This is a genomic window from Qipengyuania algicida (assembly GCF_009828025.1).
GTDB lineage: Bacteria > Pseudomonadota > Alphaproteobacteria > Sphingomonadales > Sphingomonadaceae > Qipengyuania > Qipengyuania algicida.
The window spans coordinates 374,343-390,680 of the sequence record NZ_WTYA01000002.1 but is presented as its reverse complement, the minus strand read 5'-3'; the positions used below and the strand labels follow the sequence as shown (position 1 = coordinate 390,680).

Below are 16,338 nucleotides of genomic sequence, written 5' to 3'. Positions count from 1 at the left end.
CCAGCATCCTCGTCGGACGGCGCGCATCATTCGTCGAGCCGTATCAGTCGGCGAGCAACTTTTCCTCGGCGATGCGGCGTTTCCACTTGGCCGGGGCGAGCGTGTGGACATTGTTGCCCGCCGCATCGACCGCCACCGTTACCGGCATGTTCTCGACCGTGAATTCATAGATCGCTTCCATGCCCAGATCCTCGAACGCGACGACCTTGGCCGCCTTGATTGCCCGCGCGACGAGATAGGCTGCTCCGCCGGTCGCCATGAGGTAAGCAACCTTGAAGCGGCTGATGACATCAACCGCATCGGCACCGCGCTCGGCCTTGCCGATCATTGCGAGCAGCCCCTGGTCGAGCATCATCTCGGTGAAGCTGTCCATCCGCGTGGCGGTCGTCGGGCCGGCGGGGCCGACGACTTCACCCATCACTGGATCGACCGGGCCGACGTAATAGATCGCGCGGCCGCGAAAATCGACCGGCAGCTCCTCGCCGCGATCGAGCATGTCCCGGATCCGCTTGTGCGCCGCATCGCGCCCGGTCAGCATTCTGCCCGAAAGCAGCAGCCGGTCGCCATGCTCCCAGCTCGCGACGATCTCGGGCGTGAGGAGGTCGAGATCGACGCGCTTGGCTGCCGCATCGGGCTGCCAGTGCACATCGGGCCATTGGTCGAGATCGGGCTGCTCGAGATAGCTCGGCCCCGATCCGTCGAGCGTGAAATGCGCATGGCGCGTGGCCGCGCAATTGGGGATCATCGCTACCGGCTTGCCCGCCGCGTGACAGGGCCAATCGTAAATCTTCACATCAAGCACCGTCGCAAGACCTCCCAGCCCCTGCGCGCCGACGCCCTGCGCATTGACCGCATCGAAAATCTCGATCCGCAACTTCTCAATATCGTTTTGCGGCCCACGCTGCTTGAGCTGGGCCATGTCGATCGGATCCATCAGGCTCTCCTTGGCGAGCTTGACGCAATGTTCCGCCGTGCCCCCGATCCCGATGCCCAGCATCCCCGGCGGGCACCAGCCTGCCCCCATCGAAGGAATCTGATCGAGCACCCATTGGACGATATTGTCCGACGGGTTCATCATCTTGAACTTGGCCTTGTTCTCGCTGCCGCCGCCTTTGGCCGCGACATCGATCGAGACCTTGTTACCCGGCACCATGTCGACCGAGAGCACACAAGGCGTGTTGTCGCGGGTGTTGCGTCGGGTGAATGCAGGATCGGCGAGGATCGAGGCGCGCAGCTTATTATCGGCGTTGGTGTAGGCGCGGCGCACACCTTCATCGACCACCTCCTGCAAGCTGCGCTGCGAGGCGAGTCGGCAGTCCTGTCCCCATTTGACGAAGACGTTGACGATGCCGGTGTCCTGACAGATCGGACGATGACCTTCCGCACACATGCGGCTGTTGGTGAGAATCTGGGCGATTGCATCCTTGGCGGCTGGCCCCTGTTCGGCCTCATACGCGGCACCGAGCGCGCGAATATAGTCCATCGGGTGATAGTAAGAGATAAACTGCAAGGCGTCGGCGACGCTGTCGATCAGGTCCTCTTCGCGAATAATCACCTGATCGGGTACCGAAATGTCGCTCATCGATTCATGCCTCCTGCCGGTCGAACGCCTGCGCGACATAGTCGCACTGCCCGGCTAGCGTCAAAGCGCTTGGCCGCAAGGTCTATTCGCCTTAATGCACCGCGCGCGAATGTACCCTCGGGCAAGCGCGGCAGGGTTGACGCCCTGTATTAAGCTTATAAAACACCCCGCGGGCCCCCAACCGGTCCGGAGACGACAAGAACCATGGCCACCCAGATCCACACCCGATTCGACGATGCGCGGCGCGCGATGATCGATAGCCAGCTGCGCACCAGTGGCGTGAACGAGCCTTTCGTGCTCAAGCGCATGGCCGACGTGAGGCGCGAGGAATTCGTGCCCGAAGCGCAGCGCGCCGCCGCCTATATGGACCGCGCCATTCGCCTTCCCGACGGCGGGTTCCTGCCAGCACCCGTGTTTCACGGAATGATGTTGGCAGAGGCCAATCCGCAAGCCGACGATCACGCGGTCGTAGTCGATGGTGGCAGCGGTTATCTATCTGCCCTGCTCGAACCCCTGGTCGCTTCACTCGTCACGATCGACACGCAAGCGGCCGTCGATGGCAAGGTCGGTAAGACCACGCCAACCCTGTTGCTGATCGATGGCGCAATCGAGCACCTGCCTGATGCACTGGTCGCAAAGCTGGACGATGGTACGCGAATCGTCACCGGTCTCATCGAACGCGGTGTGACGCAGCTTGCTGCTGGCCGAAAGGTCGGTGACGGCCTGGCACTCGTACCTCTGACCGAGGTCGGCGTACCGCGCATGGCGGCTTTCGACCGGGCAAGCACCTGGAGCTTCTGATGAGAACGGGGAGGGGAACCGGGTTAGCCGCTTCGGTGTCGATTGCCGCGCTTCTCGCCATGTCGGCCATCCCGGCGCAGGCAGATACGCTGCAACAGGCGCTGACAGAAGCCTACAGCAACAACCCCACTCTCTCCGCCGCACGTGCCGACCAGCGCGCCACCGATGAAGGCGTACCGATCGCCAAAGCTGCCGGTCGCCCCAGCGCCAGCGTCGACAGCCAGTACCTCGAATACGTCAAGCAAAGCTCCAGCTCATACATCAGCCCTGACCGATCGGTCGGCGCGCAGCTCAATCTTTCCGTGCCGATCTATTCGGGCGGTGCGGTGCGGAACGGCGTGCATGGCGCCGAGGAACGGGTGCTGGCGGGGCAGGCCAACCTGCGCGCCACCGAAAGCTCGATCTTCAGCCAGGTCGTTGCCGCCTATATGGATGTGCTGCGCAACGAAGCGATCGTGGGGCTGCAGAAGAACCAGGTTGACGTCCTCAACGTCAATCTCAACGCCACCAGCGACCGTTTTCAGATCGGCGACCTCACGCGCACCGATGTCGCGCAATCGCAGTCGCGACTGGCGGTGGCGCAAAGCGACCTGAGTACCGCGCAGTCCAATCTCATCGCGGCGCGCGAGACCTATACCCGCCTGACCGGCTCCGCACCGAATGACCTGCAACCGCCGCCACCGCTGCCGGGCCTGCCGGACAATGTGGCCGAAGCGCTCGCGACCGCGCTCGACAGCAATCCCGATCTTCTGGCGGCACGGAAATCGGCCAAGGCGGCCGGTTATGACGTCAAAGCCGCCGGAGCAGGCCACTTGCCCAAGGTTTCGGTGATTACCGGCGGGACGTACAACAATTACCTCGGCTCGCTGACCGGCGGCGGATTGGGCGCGGTCCCGCTGCCTCAGACCAGCACCGCTGTGCAGGTCGGCGTGCAGCTCAGCCTACCGCTGTTTCAGGGCGGGTTGCCAGCCGCACGCGAGCGTCAGGCACAGGCGCGCTCTTCCGCTGCGCTCGAACAGGTGGTCGCAACCGAAAGACAGGTCGTGTCGCAGGTGCGTTCGGCCTGGTCGAGCTGGCAGGCAGCCAACGCGGTGATCACCAGCTCGAAAGCAGCCGTCGATTCGGCTTCTCTCAGCCTCGAAGGCGTGCGGGCGGAAAACTCGATCGGCAATCGCACCGTGCTGGACGTGCTCAATGCCGAACAGGAACTGGTCAACGCGCGCGTGCAACTGGTGACCGCAAGGCGCAATGCTTATGTCGCGGCCTTCACCCTGCTCGCGGCGATGGGCAAGGCCGAGGCACGCGATCTCGGGCTGGAGGGCGAAGGGCTGCTCTACGACCCGATGACCAATTACGATCGGGTGAAAGGCAAGTGGTTCGACTGGAGTCACGATCGTGATCCGACGACCCAGACCAAGGGCACCGCCGATATCCCGCCCGCCACCGCAGATATTCCTTCTGCAGATGAAACTCCGGACAAAAGCGGGTATTAACCAACTGCGAATCACGTTAAGGTGTTCGCAACAGGTCATCTATTTCGGGGGCGGAGTATGCACCAGCCGGGCGAACCATCGGTCGAGGAAATTCTGCAGTCGATCAAGAAAGTGATCTCGCGCGATGGCGCCGAGATGGACGCACGCCGTCCTTTCGCGACTCAGCGCAATGCCCCGGTCGGAGAACCCGCTGAACAGGTCAGCGAAGACGGGGCAGACGAAGTCCTCGAACTCGCGCCGGATGCGATGATTGCCTTTGCCGAGGACGAGACGAGCGCCATGGAACATGATGAAAACTGGTCCGACGAGGACGAAACCGCCGCGCCGCAAGATCACGATATCGATGACAACGAACCGCTGACCGGCGAAACCACGCGCTCTGCCATGCGCGAAAACCTTGCCGCGCTGGCCATGCTGTCGCAGCCGGGCGCCCAGCCACGCATCGTGCGATCGGGTGAAACCTCGCTCGAACAGCTTACGCGGGAATTGCTGCGACCGATGCTCGCGAAGTGGCTCGATGAGCATCTACCGCCGATGGTGGAGGAACTGGTGAAGGCGGAAATCGCGCGGATTGCGGGCAAACGCGGCTGAAGGCTTAACTTTGCCTCTGCGCGTGGATAGACCGCAGCGTATGATTGTGCGAACCGGGCCCATCCCAACTTTCATCACCGGCCTTTCCGGTATCGTGTCGCTGTTGGCCGTGGCTTGCCCGATGGCGAGCGTGGCAGCGCAGGATCGCCCGGCGATGAGAGCGCAGGATCTCGTCACCATGCCTCGTCTGGGCGTGCCGACGGCCTCTTCCGATGGCAGCCTTGTGGTATTCCCGGTGACGACGACCGATCCCGAGACGTATCAGCGAACGACCGCGCTCTATGTCCGCTCGTTGGCCGCTGACGCACCTGCACCGGTCAAGATCGATGGTCTCGACGGCGCCGGTTCGGCCAGTTTCGCCAAGGATGGCTGGCTCTATTTTCTGGCCGATGGCAGGGATTCGGCGAGCCAGGTCTGGCGTGCCCACGTCAAAAGCGACGGCAGCGTGGCGGACAAACAGCAGGTCAGCACCTTCAGCAAGCCGGTCGATGGATTTTCGGTCAGCCCGACCGGCGACAAGATCGCCGTGTGGGCCGACATCGCCCGCGATTGTCCCGGCTTCGGCTGCAAGCAGGACGGGTCGGGCGAAAGTCCCGGTCCCGGCGATGGCCGCCTTTACAAGACCAGCGACGGTTTCGTGCGCCACTGGGATGTGTGGCAGTCGCCCGGAACCGTAAACCGCGTGTTCGCTTATGACCTTTCGGATGGACAGGTCACCGGAAAGGGCGTGCCGCTCGATGGTCCTACCGGCCCCGGCGCACTGACCGGCAACACGCCCACAATGCCTTTCGGCGGTAGCGAGGACATCGCCTGGGCGCCCGACGGCAAGAGCATCTATTTCGTCGCCAAGCGCGCCGATACCAAAGAGCCGCAGTCGACAAATTTCGACATCTGGCATTCCGACCTGTCGGGCAATGCGCCGCTCGATATCACCGTGTTCAACGACGCCACCGACATGCTGCCGACACCGTCGCCGGACGGGCGCTACCTCGCCTATGTCGCGATGCAGCGGCCGGGGTATGAATCGGATCGGCAAGTCGTCCAGATCCGTGATCTGAAGACCGGGACCGTCACGCCGCTCACCGAAAACTGGGATCGCTCGGTCGGATCGCTGGCGTGGACATCCGATGGCCGTTGGCTGGTCGCGACTGCCCAGGATACGCTCGACAAGCCCGCTTTCCGCATCGATCCGCGCACCGGCACGGTGGTGAAGCTCGATCTGATGGCAGGCAATGAAGCGCATATCGGCAATGTCATCCCGCTTTCGAGTGGCCGCCTGCTGTTCACGCGCGATTCGATCGGCGCACCCGCCGAGCTGTTCCTGTCGCGCGACTGGCACCAGGCCAAGCCCATGAGTGATGTCGCCACCTCTACGATCGGCAAGCTTGCCGGGATCGTGACCACGCGTTTCCATTTTGCCGGGGCCGGGGGTGATACCGTCTGGGGGCAGATCACCAAGCCCGAGCATGTCTCCGGCCAGATCCCGGCGATCCTCTACGTCCATGGCGGCCCGCAGGGCAGCTTCGACGACAGCTGGTCGAGCCGATGGAATCCGCGCGTGCTGGCAAGCCAGGGTTATGCGGTGATCTCGATCGATTTCCATGGATCGACCGGATACGGGCAGGCCTTCACCAACAGCATCAATCAGGACTGGGGCGGCAAACCATTGGTTGACCTAAAGCTCGGCCTCGCCGCCGCACTTGCCGGAGACCCGCAGATCGACGGCACCCGCGCCTGCGCCATGGGGGCAAGCTATGGCGGCTACATGATGAACTGGTTCGAGGGGCAATGGCCCGACCGGTTCAAATGCCTGGTCCAGCATGACGGCGTGTTCGATGCGCGGGCCATGGCCTATGAAACCGACGAACTGTGGTTTGACAAATGGGAACATGGCGGGAAGTTCTATTTCGAGGATCCCGAAGCTTACGAGAAATGGAATCCCGCCAACTATGTCGCCAATTGGCAGACACCGATGCTCGTGGTGACTTCGCAGCAGGATTTCCGTATTCCCTATACTCAGGGCATCGCCGCTTTCACCGCCTTGCAGATGCGCAATATTCCCGGCGAGCTGCTGGTCTTCCCGGATGAGAACCACTGGGTGCTCAAGCCCAGAAACTCGCTCCAATGGCACCAGACCGTGTTCAAATGGCTGGCGCGCTGGCTCAAGCCATGAGTCAGAGGGGCGAACTGTCAAAAGCTGGCGACGCACTCGCGAAGATCGGCGGCGAGACGGTCTCTCGCCACATTTTCCTGTGCGCGCTCTCGGAAAAGCAGAAATGCTGCAACTGGGAGGAAGGCAAGGAAGCGTGGAACTATCTCAAGCGGCGGCTCAAGGAACTCGGCATTGCCGGGCAGGGCGGCGTCCAGCGGACCAAGGCCGATTGCCTGCAGATCTGCGCCGCCGGACCGGTCGCGGTCGTGTGGCCGGACCGCGTATGGTATCATTCCTGCTCGCCGCCAGTTCTGGAGCGGATTATTCAGGAACATCTGATCGGCGGCGTTCCGGTGCAGGACTTTCGCCTCTCCAGCCGCGATTGAACAAACCTTATCGTTCGACCGAATCGTCGTGGCCGGTGCCGCTCGACAGGAACATCAGCCCCATCAGTGCACCACCCATCATCATGGTGATGCCAATACCGAGCGCAGCGGCGATGTAGTAATGAATCGAAACCGGCTCTGTGAGGCTGTGCAACCATAGCAATGCCACGGCGATGGTAACGGCGGTCGTCGCTGCCACCAGCAACATCAGCCGACGAAAACGCCGCCACGCGTAGGCGGCAGTTTCCGGATCGTCGAGAGGTGACTTGCTGGGCATGGCGGGATCAGCATATGCGCGAAAACGCGGCGCAATGACAGGCTCATGCGCCGAGACCATGGCAATGCACGGGAAAAAGTGGCATTCTCTCTTCCATCAAGAAGGGGAGAAATCAGGATGCTGATCGGCAAACTCATCGAGGGCCAGACGGCCAAGGACATCGTTACCTGCAGTGCATCGATGCCGGTGCGCGAGGCGATTGCCCTGCTTGCATCGAAACGGATCGGTGCATTGCCCGTGATCATGCAAGATCAGGTCGCCGGGATATTTTCCGAAAGGGATGTGATCTACCGGCTCGCCGATGAAGGCGAATTATGCCTTGGCCGGGCGGTCGGCGAAGTAATGACAGCGCCCGCCATCACAGTCACACGCGATACTACCTCGGACGAGGCGTTGGCGCTGATGACGCGGCGGCGGATTCGCCACTTGCCAGTGGTCGAAAGCGACAAACTCTGCGGTTTCGTTTCGATCGGAGATCTGGTTAAGGCGCGGCTCGAGCAGATCAGCCATGAGGCCGAAGCGATGCGCGATTACATTCGTACTGCTTGAGAGTGGCGTGCGCGCCTCCTAGATTAGGTCCATGTCAGTTATGCTCACTCTCACCCCGGCTGCCGCCAAGCGCGTTTCGGCCATCGCCGCCAAACAGGCGAAGCCGGCGATCCTGCGCCTTTCGGTGGAGGGCGGGGGGTGTTCGGGCTTCCAGTACAAGTTCGACCTCGCCGATGCGCCTGAAGACGACGATTCGGTGAGCGAGACGGAAGGCGTGCGACTGGTGGTCGACCCGGTGAGTCTCGATCTGGTGGCAGGAAGCACCGTCGATTTCGTCGAATCGCTCGGAGGTGCGGCATTTCGGGTCGAAAATCCGCAAGCAGCCGCGGGTTGCGGTTGCGGTTCCAGCTTCGGCATCTAAGCGGGTAGGATGCGAATAGCGTCCTTCAACATCAACGGCGTCAAAGCGCGCCTCCCACGGCTCCTCGAATGGCTGGAGGAGACGCGGCCCACCGTTGCGTGCCTGCAGGAAATCAAGAGCCAGGATGAAGGCTTCCCGGTCGAGGAATTCGAGAAGATCGGCTACAAGGCCATCTGGTACGGGCAGAAGAGCTTCAACGGCGTTGCCATTCTGGCCGATGGCGTGGAGCCGGTAGAGGTGCAGCGCGGCTTGCCCGGCGACCCCGATGACGAGCAGTCGCGCTATCTCGAAGCGGATGTAAACGGGGTGCGGATTGCGTGCATTTATCTGCCCAACGGTAATCCGCAACCGGGGCCGAAATTCGATTACAAGCTTGCATGGATGGCGCGGCTGCGCGCTCGCATGACCGAATTATGGACGCAGGAAATTCCCGCAATTGTGCTCGGCGATTTCAATGTGATCCCGGAAGACAAGGACGTCTGGTCACCCAAAGCGATGGCCAGCGATGCGTTGATGCAGCCTGAATCGCGCGATGCCTATGCGCAGTTGCTCGGCGATGGCTGGACCGATGCGATCGACACACTCAATCCGCGCGGCGGTGTCTGGACCTATTGGGACTATCAGGCGGGTGCATGGCAGCGCGACCACGGTTTCCGAATCGATCATCTGCTGCTGTCGCCCGAACTGGCTGATCGTATGAAGGCAACCGGCGTCGACAAGGACTATCGCGGGCGCGAAAAAGCCAGCGATCACGCCCCCGTCTGGGTCGAGATCACCGGCTGATCCGCGATCTTTTCAAGTTTCAGCGATAGAAGATATGGCTATTGATCGTTGCCATCGCCTGATGACGACTGCTCCAACGGGGGCTCACATATTTGGCGTGGAAATAGAGCGCGTCGGCGGCCTTGCTGTCCCACAGCCCTTCATGCGCGATCCGCGCAATGGCTTTTGCCCGGCGCCAAGCGGCCGAGTGCTTGCGAACCGTGGGTATCCGGCCGTGCCGAACGAAGCTGAATTGGGCGGGCTGGCGAACGACCCCGCAATAGCTTGAAGGGAACTGCCCCGACGCGGCGCGATTGACGATCACTTGCGCCACCGCAAGCTGGCCCGCAAGCGGTTCGCCGCGCGATTCAAAATAGACCGCACCGGCCAGACATTGGAGATTCTTCGACAGCACCTGACGGTCGTCCGAAACGCGTGATACCAATTGGCGGAGGCTGCTTGCCTTGCTGTCGCCGTCGGCCAGCGCCTTCACATCGTCTTCCGCCGGAAGAGGCTGAACCACTTCCTTGGTCACGAAGCGCGTCTCAACCGGGGATTCGCCCGGGAGCGCGACTGCTGGCTGATTATCGATTCCGGCCGCGCGCGCGAGGGAACTTTCGCCGCCGGTCAGAGTAAGTGCAGTGGACGCGGCCAAAGCGGCCACGCCGAGAAAAACAGTCTTACGAAGCATGATCCCGTGTTCATCGGCGGTGAACGGACCTGCGCAGGGCGTGATCGGGCGCGTGGTTGACGCATCGGTTCCGATCCTTGGCGGCCTGCCGGCCGAACCCCGACTGCGTGCTGACCCTGCAACCGTATTGTTGCACTCGTCGCCTACGCACCGAAGTGGGCGCGCAAATAGTCGCAAATGAAATCAAGTCAAGTTAACCGGTCGACTCCGCGATCAGGCGTTCCGCATTCGGGACATCCAGTTCGATTAGCCAGCTATCGGGGTCCTGAGCGATCCTTTTGCGCAAATATTCTTCGAATTCTTGTTTTTTATCAACGTTTTGTGTCTTTGATACCAAAAAGGGGCGGGTTCCGTCGAGCCGCGGCATCCGCTCCCATAATCTTATGTTTTCGCCACGTTCCATAGTTAAAATCAGTACGATACCGGAGTCCCTGTCTCCCTTGGAAATAACCGTACCAAAGCCACCAGCGGTTTGCGTTGCGCGGATCAGCCCGGAGACCATCAGATGGGACGGCAGACGTGCCTCGCTCACGGCTGAACGCTGTAGCCGGGCAGGGTGAAAAGCGGAATGCGGCTGCGCATGAAGGTGCCGGTGCCGCGACCGATCTCATCGCCCTGAGCATCCACCAGCCGCGATTCGGCTACGAAGACGCGCTTGCGCCCGCTGACCCAGCGCCCCTCGGCAATCACTTCACCCGCCCGAACAGGCTTGGTGAAATGCAGATTGAACGAAGTCGTCAGCAAAAAGCGGTCAGTCGCGAGCGTATTGGCCGCGTAGAAAGCCGCATCGTCCAGCATCTTGAAATAAATCGTTCCATGCGCGGCGCCCGCGGCGTGATAAACGTCTTCTCGCACGCTGAATGCAATCCGCGATTGCCCCTCTTCAGGGATGGCAAGGCGGGAGAGGAATAACCGGTTGATCGGCGCCGAAGCATACAGGCGCTCCAGCGCACGGAAATGCCGTTCCGCACCGCTTTCGTCCGACACCAGTTACCCTCCCGCCAGTGGTTGGTTCAGCGCGGCTCGACCCAGCCGATCGACCCGTCGCGGCGGCGATAGACCATATTGTGATGTCCTGTCCCGGCATTCTTGAACAATAATGCCCCTGTATCGCGCAGATCGAGCATCATTACCGCATCGGCTACACTCACTTCCGGAACGTCCGCAGTCGTCTCCGCAATGATCGGCGGCGCATCGACCGATTCGCTGTCTGCACCGTCCTCGGCTGACGCGGCGAAGATGCGATAGGCCGCCTCTTCTTCCTCCGCCGAATAGGCACTCTGCTCGTGGCGATCCTGAATTCGGCGCTTGTAACGCCGCAATTGCTTGTCGAGCTTTTCCGCCGCCTGATCGAAACTGAGATGAACATCCTGCGCATCGCCATGGCTCTTGAGGATCAGGCCACGATTGACGTGGGTTACGATATCACTGGTGAAGGAGCCATGTGCACCCTTGCCGAAAGTAACATGCGAAGTGAGTGCCTTGTTGAAATACTTCTCGACCATGGCGTTGAGACGGTCGGCCACATAGGCCTGCAAGGCCTCGCCGGTATCGATTTGATGTCCCGAGACGCGGATATCCATATTGTTGTTTTCTCCTGTCGATTTGCCGGTTTGCCGGCCGCTCACCCCTGTATCTCCTCAACGCAGAAGCCGACTTCGAGTGCCCGACCTCAGGTGCTCCAGAGCGCGTTCTCCATCTGCTCGATGAAGGCGCGATGCCGCACCATTTCTTCCGCGCTCGGCACATGGGGGCGAGGCGCACGACGCTCGCTGCGCTGAGACGGACCAAGATTGAACGCGGATCGCTGATCGTCCGTACCTGTGCCGGTATCGATTCCCAATGCAGCTTCGGCAGCGAGTTCGAGACCGATCTGCCGCCCGCCGCGCAGCTCGACGTAAACCTGGGCAAGGAGTTCCGCATCGAGCAAGGCGCCATGCTTGACGCGATGGCTGCGATCAATGCCGTAGCGCGTGCATAATGCGTCGAGCGAGAGCTTGGCTCCGGGATGGCGTTTGCGGGCGAGCGCGACGGTGTCGACCATCCGGTCGGTGCCCAGCGGATCGAGCGCACACAGCGCCAGTTCAGCGTTGAGGAAACCGAAATCGAACCCTGCGTTGTGCGCTACGAGGGGTGAATCGCCGAGAAAATCGAGCAATGCCGACACACCGTCACGAAACAGCGGCTTGTCCGACAGGAACGCTGCCGAAAGGCCGTGGACCGCTTCGGCAGCGGCAGGCATGTCACGCTCGGGATTGAAATAGGCATGAAACGTTTCGCCGGTAGGCACGAGATTGACCATCTCGATGCAACCGATTTCCACCATCCGGTCGCCGGTTCGGGGGTCAAGCCCGGTCGTCTCGGTATCGAATACGATTTCGCGCATCGCAATATATCTGCGCTTCTTGTCGCGTGAGTGCAAGGGCTCGCAACTACCTAATGCCGCCGCCTAGCGTAGCTCAGCCCGCAGTTTATCGATCAATGTGCGCAGCTGCTGCCGTGTTTCGGTCAGCGAAACTCCCGTATCGATGCAGAAATCCGCGCGGGCACGCTTTTCGGCGTCAGGAGTCTGGATCTTCAGAATATGCGCAAATTTTTCCGCGCTCATTCCCGCCCTTGCTAATACCCTCTCGCGCTGGACAGCAGCGGGTGCGGTAACGACCACGATTCGGTCCACTGCCTCATGCCCGCCCTTTTCGTACAATAGCGGTATGTCGAACACGACAATTGGATCGTCGGAATGATCGGCCAGAAAGGCGGCGCGGCGGCGGGCAACTGCAGGATGCACGATCGCCTCGAGCCGCGCGAGCGCCTCGCTGTTGCCAAATACCAGTGCGCCCAGCGCCTGACGGTCGACGCCTTCGGGGCCAGTTGTGCCGGGGAATTCAACTTCTATCGCAGCAAGCAGCTCTCCATCCGGCACCTGCATCGCGCGCACTTCGGCATCGGCATCGAAAACCGGCACGCCTTCATCGGCGAACATCGCCGCGACGGTCGATTTGCCCATGCCGATCGAACCGGTGAGCCCGAGGATGAGCGGCTTATTCATCCGAGCAGCAGCTCGCGCAGCTCCGCATCATGTTCGCGCGGAGGTTGCACCCCAAAGAAATGCCGGAACGCATGGTCGGCCTGCCCGATCAGCATTGCGAGTCCGTCGATCGTTTGCAAACCGACGGCGCGAGCATTGGCGAGGAAAGAGGTGTCGGTCGGGTCGGTTACGATGTCATAGGCAATACTGCCGGGCGGGGCGTGGCTCCAGTCGAAGGCGAGTTGGGCCTGGCCGCGCATTCCCAGTGGCGAGGCGTTCACCACGAGGTCGAAACAGCCTTCGCGGTCATCGAAGGCAAAATCGGTCGCATCGGCGAAATGCGCCAGATCGATCGCATGATGCTCGCCCGATGGCGCCAGCTCGTCGAGCAGGGCACGCGCCTTTGCAGGGTTGCGTCCGGCAAGGACGAGGGTGAATCCCTGCTTCGCCAACCCGAAAACGATCGCCCGAGCCGCACCGCCGGTCCCGATAATCCGCGCCATGCGAAAAAGATGCTGCTGCGACAGTTCGCGCTCCAGCGGTTCGAGAAAGCCGACAATATCCGTGTTGTCGCCGACCAGCGCGCCATCCTCGCCGCGGAACACCGTGTTGATAGCCCCGACCGCTTGCGCACGCGGTTCGATCCGGTCGAGCAATGACGCAACCGCCAGCTTGAGCGGCATGGTTACATTGCATCCCAGCCAGTCCGCATCGCCGCGCCGCCGGGAGAGATAGGACTCCAATTGTCCGTCGGCGACACGCTCGGCACGGTATTCCGCCTCCACCCCCAGCTTGCCGAGCCAGAAATTGTGAATCGCGGGAGATTTCGACTGCGCTATCGGATCGCCGATCACTTCGGCATAGTGTGTCACGCGAGCAGCACCCCGCGCTCGCGCAGTGCATCGAGCACGCCGAGCAGCGGCATCCCGAGCACGGTAAACTGATCGCCGCGAATGCTCTCGAACAGCTGCACGCCTGCCGCCTCGATCCGGAACACGCCCACGCAACCGGCCACTGCGGGCCACTCGGCATCGAGATAGGATGAGATGAAATCCTCGCTGAGTTCGCGCACCGCAAGCCGGGCGAAATCGCTCGTCATCCTGTCAATCTTGCCCCCGCGCGCCAGCGACGCCGCACTGTGCAAAGTCATCACCTTGCCGGAAAAGAACCGCAAATGCTCAGCTGCCTGTTCGCGGCTCTGCGGCTTATCGAACCTTTGCCCATCGACTTCGACCAGAGAATCGCTGCCCAATACCCATTGTTCGGGATGATCGATCGACACAGGTGCGGCCTTTGCCGCAGCGAGCACCTGCGCCACTTCCGCCGGATCGCTTGCGCCGAGTTCCTCTTCTATTGCGCGTTCGTCGATGTCTGCCGGGATGCTGCGGAACGCCACCCCGGCTTGCTCCAGCATCGCCCGGCGCGAGGCGCTGTTCGACGCAAGGATGACTTCCTCCCGCGACAGGGACACACTCATATGGGCTTCACCCCTTCGAAACGGCCGGGCTGTTCGCGCTCGTGTTCACCGAGAAGCTTGATGATCGCTGCAGCAGTCTCCTCGATCGACCGGCGCGTCACATCGATCACCGGCCAGCCGTTCTCGGCGAACAATCGCCGCGCAAATGCCACTTCTGCCTTGACCCTCTCGCCATCGACATAGGCCGTGCGCGCCTGCTGGTTGAGCGTCAGCAACCGATTGCGACGTATCTGCACCAGCCGATCGGGGGAACTTGTCAGACCCACAACCATGGGATGCTTGAGCTGATAAAGAGCAGGTGGGGGCGGGCTTTCGACAACCAGCGGGATATTGGCGACCTTGTAGCCGCGGTTGGCAAGATAGATACTGGTCGGGGTTTTCGACGAACGGGAAACGCCGGCGAGCAAGATATCGGCTTCCTCCCATTCCTCATGCCCGATCCCGTCGTCGTGTGCGATGGTGAACTGAATCGCCTCGACCCTGCGAAAATAGGCATCGTCCATCAGGTGCTGGCGCCCGGGGCGGCCATGCGCCTCCTGGCCAAGCGCGACTTCCAGCGCTTCGGTCACCTGATCGAGCACCGGAACCGCAGGGAGCGCGAGGTGGCGGCAGTGCTCCTCCAACCGTTGGCGGGTATCGGCATTCACCAGGGTATAGAGCACCAGTCCCGGATTGCTGGTCATTTCGGGCACGATCCGGTCGAGATGCTGACGCGAGCGCACCATGGGCCAGAAATGGCGGACAACGTCGACGTTCTCGAATTGCGCGAGCGCCGCCTTGGCGATCATCTCCAGCGTCTCGCCGGTCGAATCGGACATCAGATGGAGATGGATGCGTTTCACGAAACCCCGGCGGTGCGCTTGTGGAGAACTACCGGCATAAACCATGGGATGCAGCTGACGACAAGTTCGGGACAGGATTCGCTCCCCGTTATCGGCCAATCGCTACAGCAAGTTTTGGACAGATTGCGCGATCATCGACAGGCTGGGGACAAGCCGGATAAGTTTGACTCGACTCAAGGAAGTTCGCGATTCGCGACCAGCTGCGGACTGTTCATCGCTGGGAAAATCCGGCAGATCGCCGCAATCCCCGATTTCCACAGGGCCAACAGACTCCATCATCCCTTTTAAAATTACTTATTATTTGGTTGAACACACGCCATGCCCGGATTGCTCATCGACACTCTGAACGGACGTATCGGTCCAAAAGTACCGCTTTGGCTGATGCGTCAGGCGGGCCGTTATCTCCCGGAATACAGGGAGTTGCGTGCAGAAAAGGGTGGCTTTCTTGCGCTGGCATATGATCCTGAGGCGGCAGCAGAAATCACGTTGCAACCAATCAGGCGGTTCGGTTTCGACGGGGCAATCCTGTTCTCCGACATACTCGTGATTCCCCATGCCATGGGTCAGGATCTGTGGTTCGAAGCGGGCGAGGGCCCACGGCTGGCGCCGCCCCTTGTCGATGGTGCATGGCAGGCACTCGAGGCAGTGCCGGAACGGCTCGATCCGATCTACCAGACGGTTCGCCTCACCCGCGCAGAGCTGGGTCCGGAAACGACCATGCTGGGATTTGCCGGATCGCCCTGGACCGTCGCGACCTACATGATCGCTGGGCAGGGCTCGAAGGACCAGGGTGATGCACGCGCGCTTGCGTACCGCGATCCTGCAGCCTTCCAATCGCTCGTCGATGCATTGGAGAATGCAACTTTCGATTATCTGCTCGGCCAGATCGATGCCGGGGTCGAAGCGGTGCAATTGTTCGACAGCTGGGCAGGCAGCCTTGCTCCCGATCAGTACGAAAGCTGGGTCATTGGACCCAATGCCCGGCTGGCGACGCGGGTGCATGAGGCACGGCCCGGCGTCCCGGTGATCGGTTTTCCCAAGGGTTCGGGCGAGAAACTTGTCGCTTATGCGCGAGAAACCGGGGTCGATGCGGTCGGGATCGACGAAACGCTCGATCCGGTCTGGGTCGCGCGCGAATTGCCCAACGGGATGCCGGTGCAAGGCAATCTCGACCCGCTGCTTCTGCTGGCAGGGGGGGATGCGCTGGAACGGCGGACGCGGGACATCCTCCAGGCGTTTTCCGATCGCCCGCATGTGTTCAATCTTGGTCACGGGATCGGCCAGCATACTCCGATTGCCCACGTCGAGCGGTTGATCGCTGCGGTTCGGAGTTGGGAAAGATAAAT

General features: G+C 61.5%; 20 protein-coding genes. 9 read left to right on the top strand and 11 right to left on the bottom strand.

Annotated elements, in window-relative coordinates; genetic code table 11:
- Window positions 1–43: 43 nt before the first annotated feature.
- Window positions 44–1,582 carry a fumarate hydratase gene (locus GRI58_RS04345; protein WP_202386777.1) on the bottom strand — a complete coding sequence of 513 codons (1,539 nt, stop codon included), beginning with the start codon at window positions 1,580–1,582 and terminating at the stop codon, window positions 44–46.
- Window positions 1,583–1,786: 204 nt separating this feature from the next.
- On the opposite strand from GRI58_RS04345, the gene GRI58_RS04340 reads away from it, so the two are divergent.
- The 5 genes from GRI58_RS04340 (at window position 1,787) to GRI58_RS04320 (ending at window position 7,005) form a co-directional block, all read left to right on the top strand.
- Window positions 1,787–2,383, top strand: a complete 597-nt coding sequence (locus GRI58_RS04340; protein WP_237452079.1) for a protein-L-isoaspartate O-methyltransferase family protein — start codon at window positions 1,787–1,789, stop codon at window positions 2,381–2,383.
- On the top strand, window positions 2,383–3,876 hold the full coding sequence (locus GRI58_RS04335; RefSeq protein WP_160752324.1) for a TolC family outer membrane protein: 1,494 nt from the start codon (window positions 2,383–2,385) through the stop codon (window positions 3,874–3,876). The genes GRI58_RS04340 and GRI58_RS04335 overlap by 1 nt, the downstream gene beginning before the upstream one ends.
- A 57-nt stretch (window positions 3,877–3,933) precedes the next feature.
- Window positions 3,934–4,467, top strand: coding sequence for a DUF2497 domain-containing protein (locus GRI58_RS04330; RefSeq protein ID WP_160752323.1), 534 nt, complete (start codon window positions 3,934–3,936; stop codon window positions 4,465–4,467).
- A 121-nt stretch (window positions 4,468–4,588) separates the two neighbouring features.
- Window positions 4,589–6,640, top strand: a complete 2,052-nt coding sequence (locus tag GRI58_RS04325; protein ID WP_237452102.1) for a S9 family peptidase — start codon at window positions 4,589–4,591, stop codon at window positions 6,638–6,640.
- Window positions 6,637–7,005 (top strand): (2Fe-2S) ferredoxin domain-containing protein, encoded by a 369-nt coding sequence (locus GRI58_RS04320; RefSeq protein WP_160752322.1) that lies wholly within the window; start codon window positions 6,637–6,639, stop codon window positions 7,003–7,005. Before GRI58_RS04325 ends, GRI58_RS04320 begins: the two co-directional genes overlap by 4 nt.
- Before the next feature lie 7 nt (window positions 7,006–7,012).
- Here GRI58_RS04320 and GRI58_RS04315 read toward each other — a convergent pair whose 3' ends face one another.
- A complete protein-coding gene (locus GRI58_RS04315) occupies window positions 7,013–7,282 on the bottom strand; it encodes a hypothetical protein (RefSeq protein ID WP_160752321.1) in 270 nt (89 codons plus the stop codon).
- A gap of 117 nt (window positions 7,283–7,399) precedes the next feature.
- Between GRI58_RS04315 and GRI58_RS04310 the strand changes: the two genes are divergently transcribed.
- Genes GRI58_RS04310 through xth form a run of 3 tightly spaced genes read left to right on the top strand, consistent with a single transcriptional unit; the run spans window position 7,400 to window position 8,975 of the window.
- Window positions 7,400–7,831, top strand: a complete 432-nt coding sequence (locus GRI58_RS04310; RefSeq protein ID WP_160752320.1) for a CBS domain-containing protein — start codon at window positions 7,400–7,402, stop codon at window positions 7,829–7,831.
- Between the two features lie 31 nt (window positions 7,832–7,862).
- Window positions 7,863–8,192, top strand: a complete 330-nt coding sequence (erpA, locus tag GRI58_RS04305; protein WP_160752319.1) for an iron-sulfur cluster insertion protein ErpA — start codon at window positions 7,863–7,865, stop codon at window positions 8,190–8,192.
- Between the two features lie 9 nt (window positions 8,193–8,201).
- Complete coding sequence (gene xth / locus GRI58_RS04300; RefSeq protein ID WP_160752318.1) at window positions 8,202–8,975, top strand: exodeoxyribonuclease III; 774 nt, start codon at window positions 8,202–8,204, stop codon at window positions 8,973–8,975.
- Window positions 8,976–8,994: 19 nt separating this feature from the next.
- Here xth and GRI58_RS04295 read toward each other — a convergent pair whose 3' ends face one another.
- The 9 genes from GRI58_RS04295 to GRI58_RS04255 form a co-directional block, all read right to left on the bottom strand.
- Window positions 8,995–9,645 carry a cell wall hydrolase gene (locus GRI58_RS04295; RefSeq protein ID WP_160752317.1) on the bottom strand — a complete coding sequence of 217 codons (651 nt, stop codon included), beginning with the start codon at window positions 9,643–9,645 and terminating at the stop codon, window positions 8,995–8,997.
- A gap of 193 nt (window positions 9,646–9,838) precedes the next feature.
- On the bottom strand, window positions 9,839–10,177 hold the full coding sequence (locus GRI58_RS04290) for a DUF1491 family protein (RefSeq protein ID WP_337190874.1): 339 nt from the start codon (window positions 10,175–10,177) through the stop codon (window positions 9,839–9,841).
- Entirely contained in the window at window positions 10,174–10,632 is a 459-nt protein-coding gene (locus GRI58_RS04285) for a PaaI family thioesterase (RefSeq protein ID WP_419957019.1), read from the bottom strand. The genes GRI58_RS04290 and GRI58_RS04285 overlap by 4 nt, the downstream gene beginning before the upstream one ends.
- A 26-nt stretch (window positions 10,633–10,658) precedes the next feature.
- Complete coding sequence (gene hpf / locus GRI58_RS04280) at window positions 10,659–11,228, bottom strand: ribosome hibernation-promoting factor, HPF/YfiA family (RefSeq protein WP_160752417.1); 570 nt, start codon at window positions 11,226–11,228, stop codon at window positions 10,659–10,661.
- Window positions 11,229–11,317: 89 nt separating this feature from the next.
- A complete protein-coding gene (gene dnaQ, locus GRI58_RS04275; protein ID WP_160752316.1) occupies window positions 11,318–12,031 on the bottom strand; it encodes a DNA polymerase III subunit epsilon in 714 nt (237 codons plus the stop codon).
- Window positions 12,032–12,094: 63 nt separating this feature from the next.
- Window positions 12,095–12,694, bottom strand: a complete 600-nt coding sequence (gene coaE, locus GRI58_RS04270; RefSeq protein ID WP_160752315.1) for a dephospho-CoA kinase — start codon at window positions 12,692–12,694, stop codon at window positions 12,095–12,097.
- Window positions 12,691–13,545 (bottom strand): shikimate dehydrogenase, encoded by an 855-nt coding sequence (gene aroE / locus GRI58_RS04265; protein WP_160752314.1) that lies wholly within the window; start codon window positions 13,543–13,545, stop codon window positions 12,691–12,693. The genes coaE and aroE overlap by 4 nt, the downstream gene beginning before the upstream one ends.
- On the bottom strand, window positions 13,542–14,150 hold the full coding sequence (locus tag GRI58_RS04260; protein ID WP_160752313.1) for a Maf family protein: 609 nt from the start codon (window positions 14,148–14,150) through the stop codon (window positions 13,542–13,544). Before GRI58_RS04260 ends, aroE begins: the two co-directional genes overlap by 4 nt.
- Window positions 14,147–14,992 (bottom strand): pyruvate, phosphate dikinase/phosphoenolpyruvate synthase regulator, encoded by an 846-nt coding sequence (locus GRI58_RS04255; protein ID WP_160752312.1) that lies wholly within the window; start codon window positions 14,990–14,992, stop codon window positions 14,147–14,149. The genes GRI58_RS04260 and GRI58_RS04255 overlap by 4 nt, the downstream gene beginning before the upstream one ends.
- A gap of 318 nt (window positions 14,993–15,310) precedes the next feature.
- Here GRI58_RS04255 and hemE point away from each other — a divergent pair, with 318 nt between their 5' ends.
- Entirely contained in the window at window positions 15,311–16,336 is a 1,026-nt protein-coding gene (gene hemE / locus GRI58_RS04250) for a uroporphyrinogen decarboxylase (protein ID WP_160752311.1), read from the top strand.
- The last annotated feature ends 2 nt before the right edge of the window (window positions 16,337–16,338 follow it).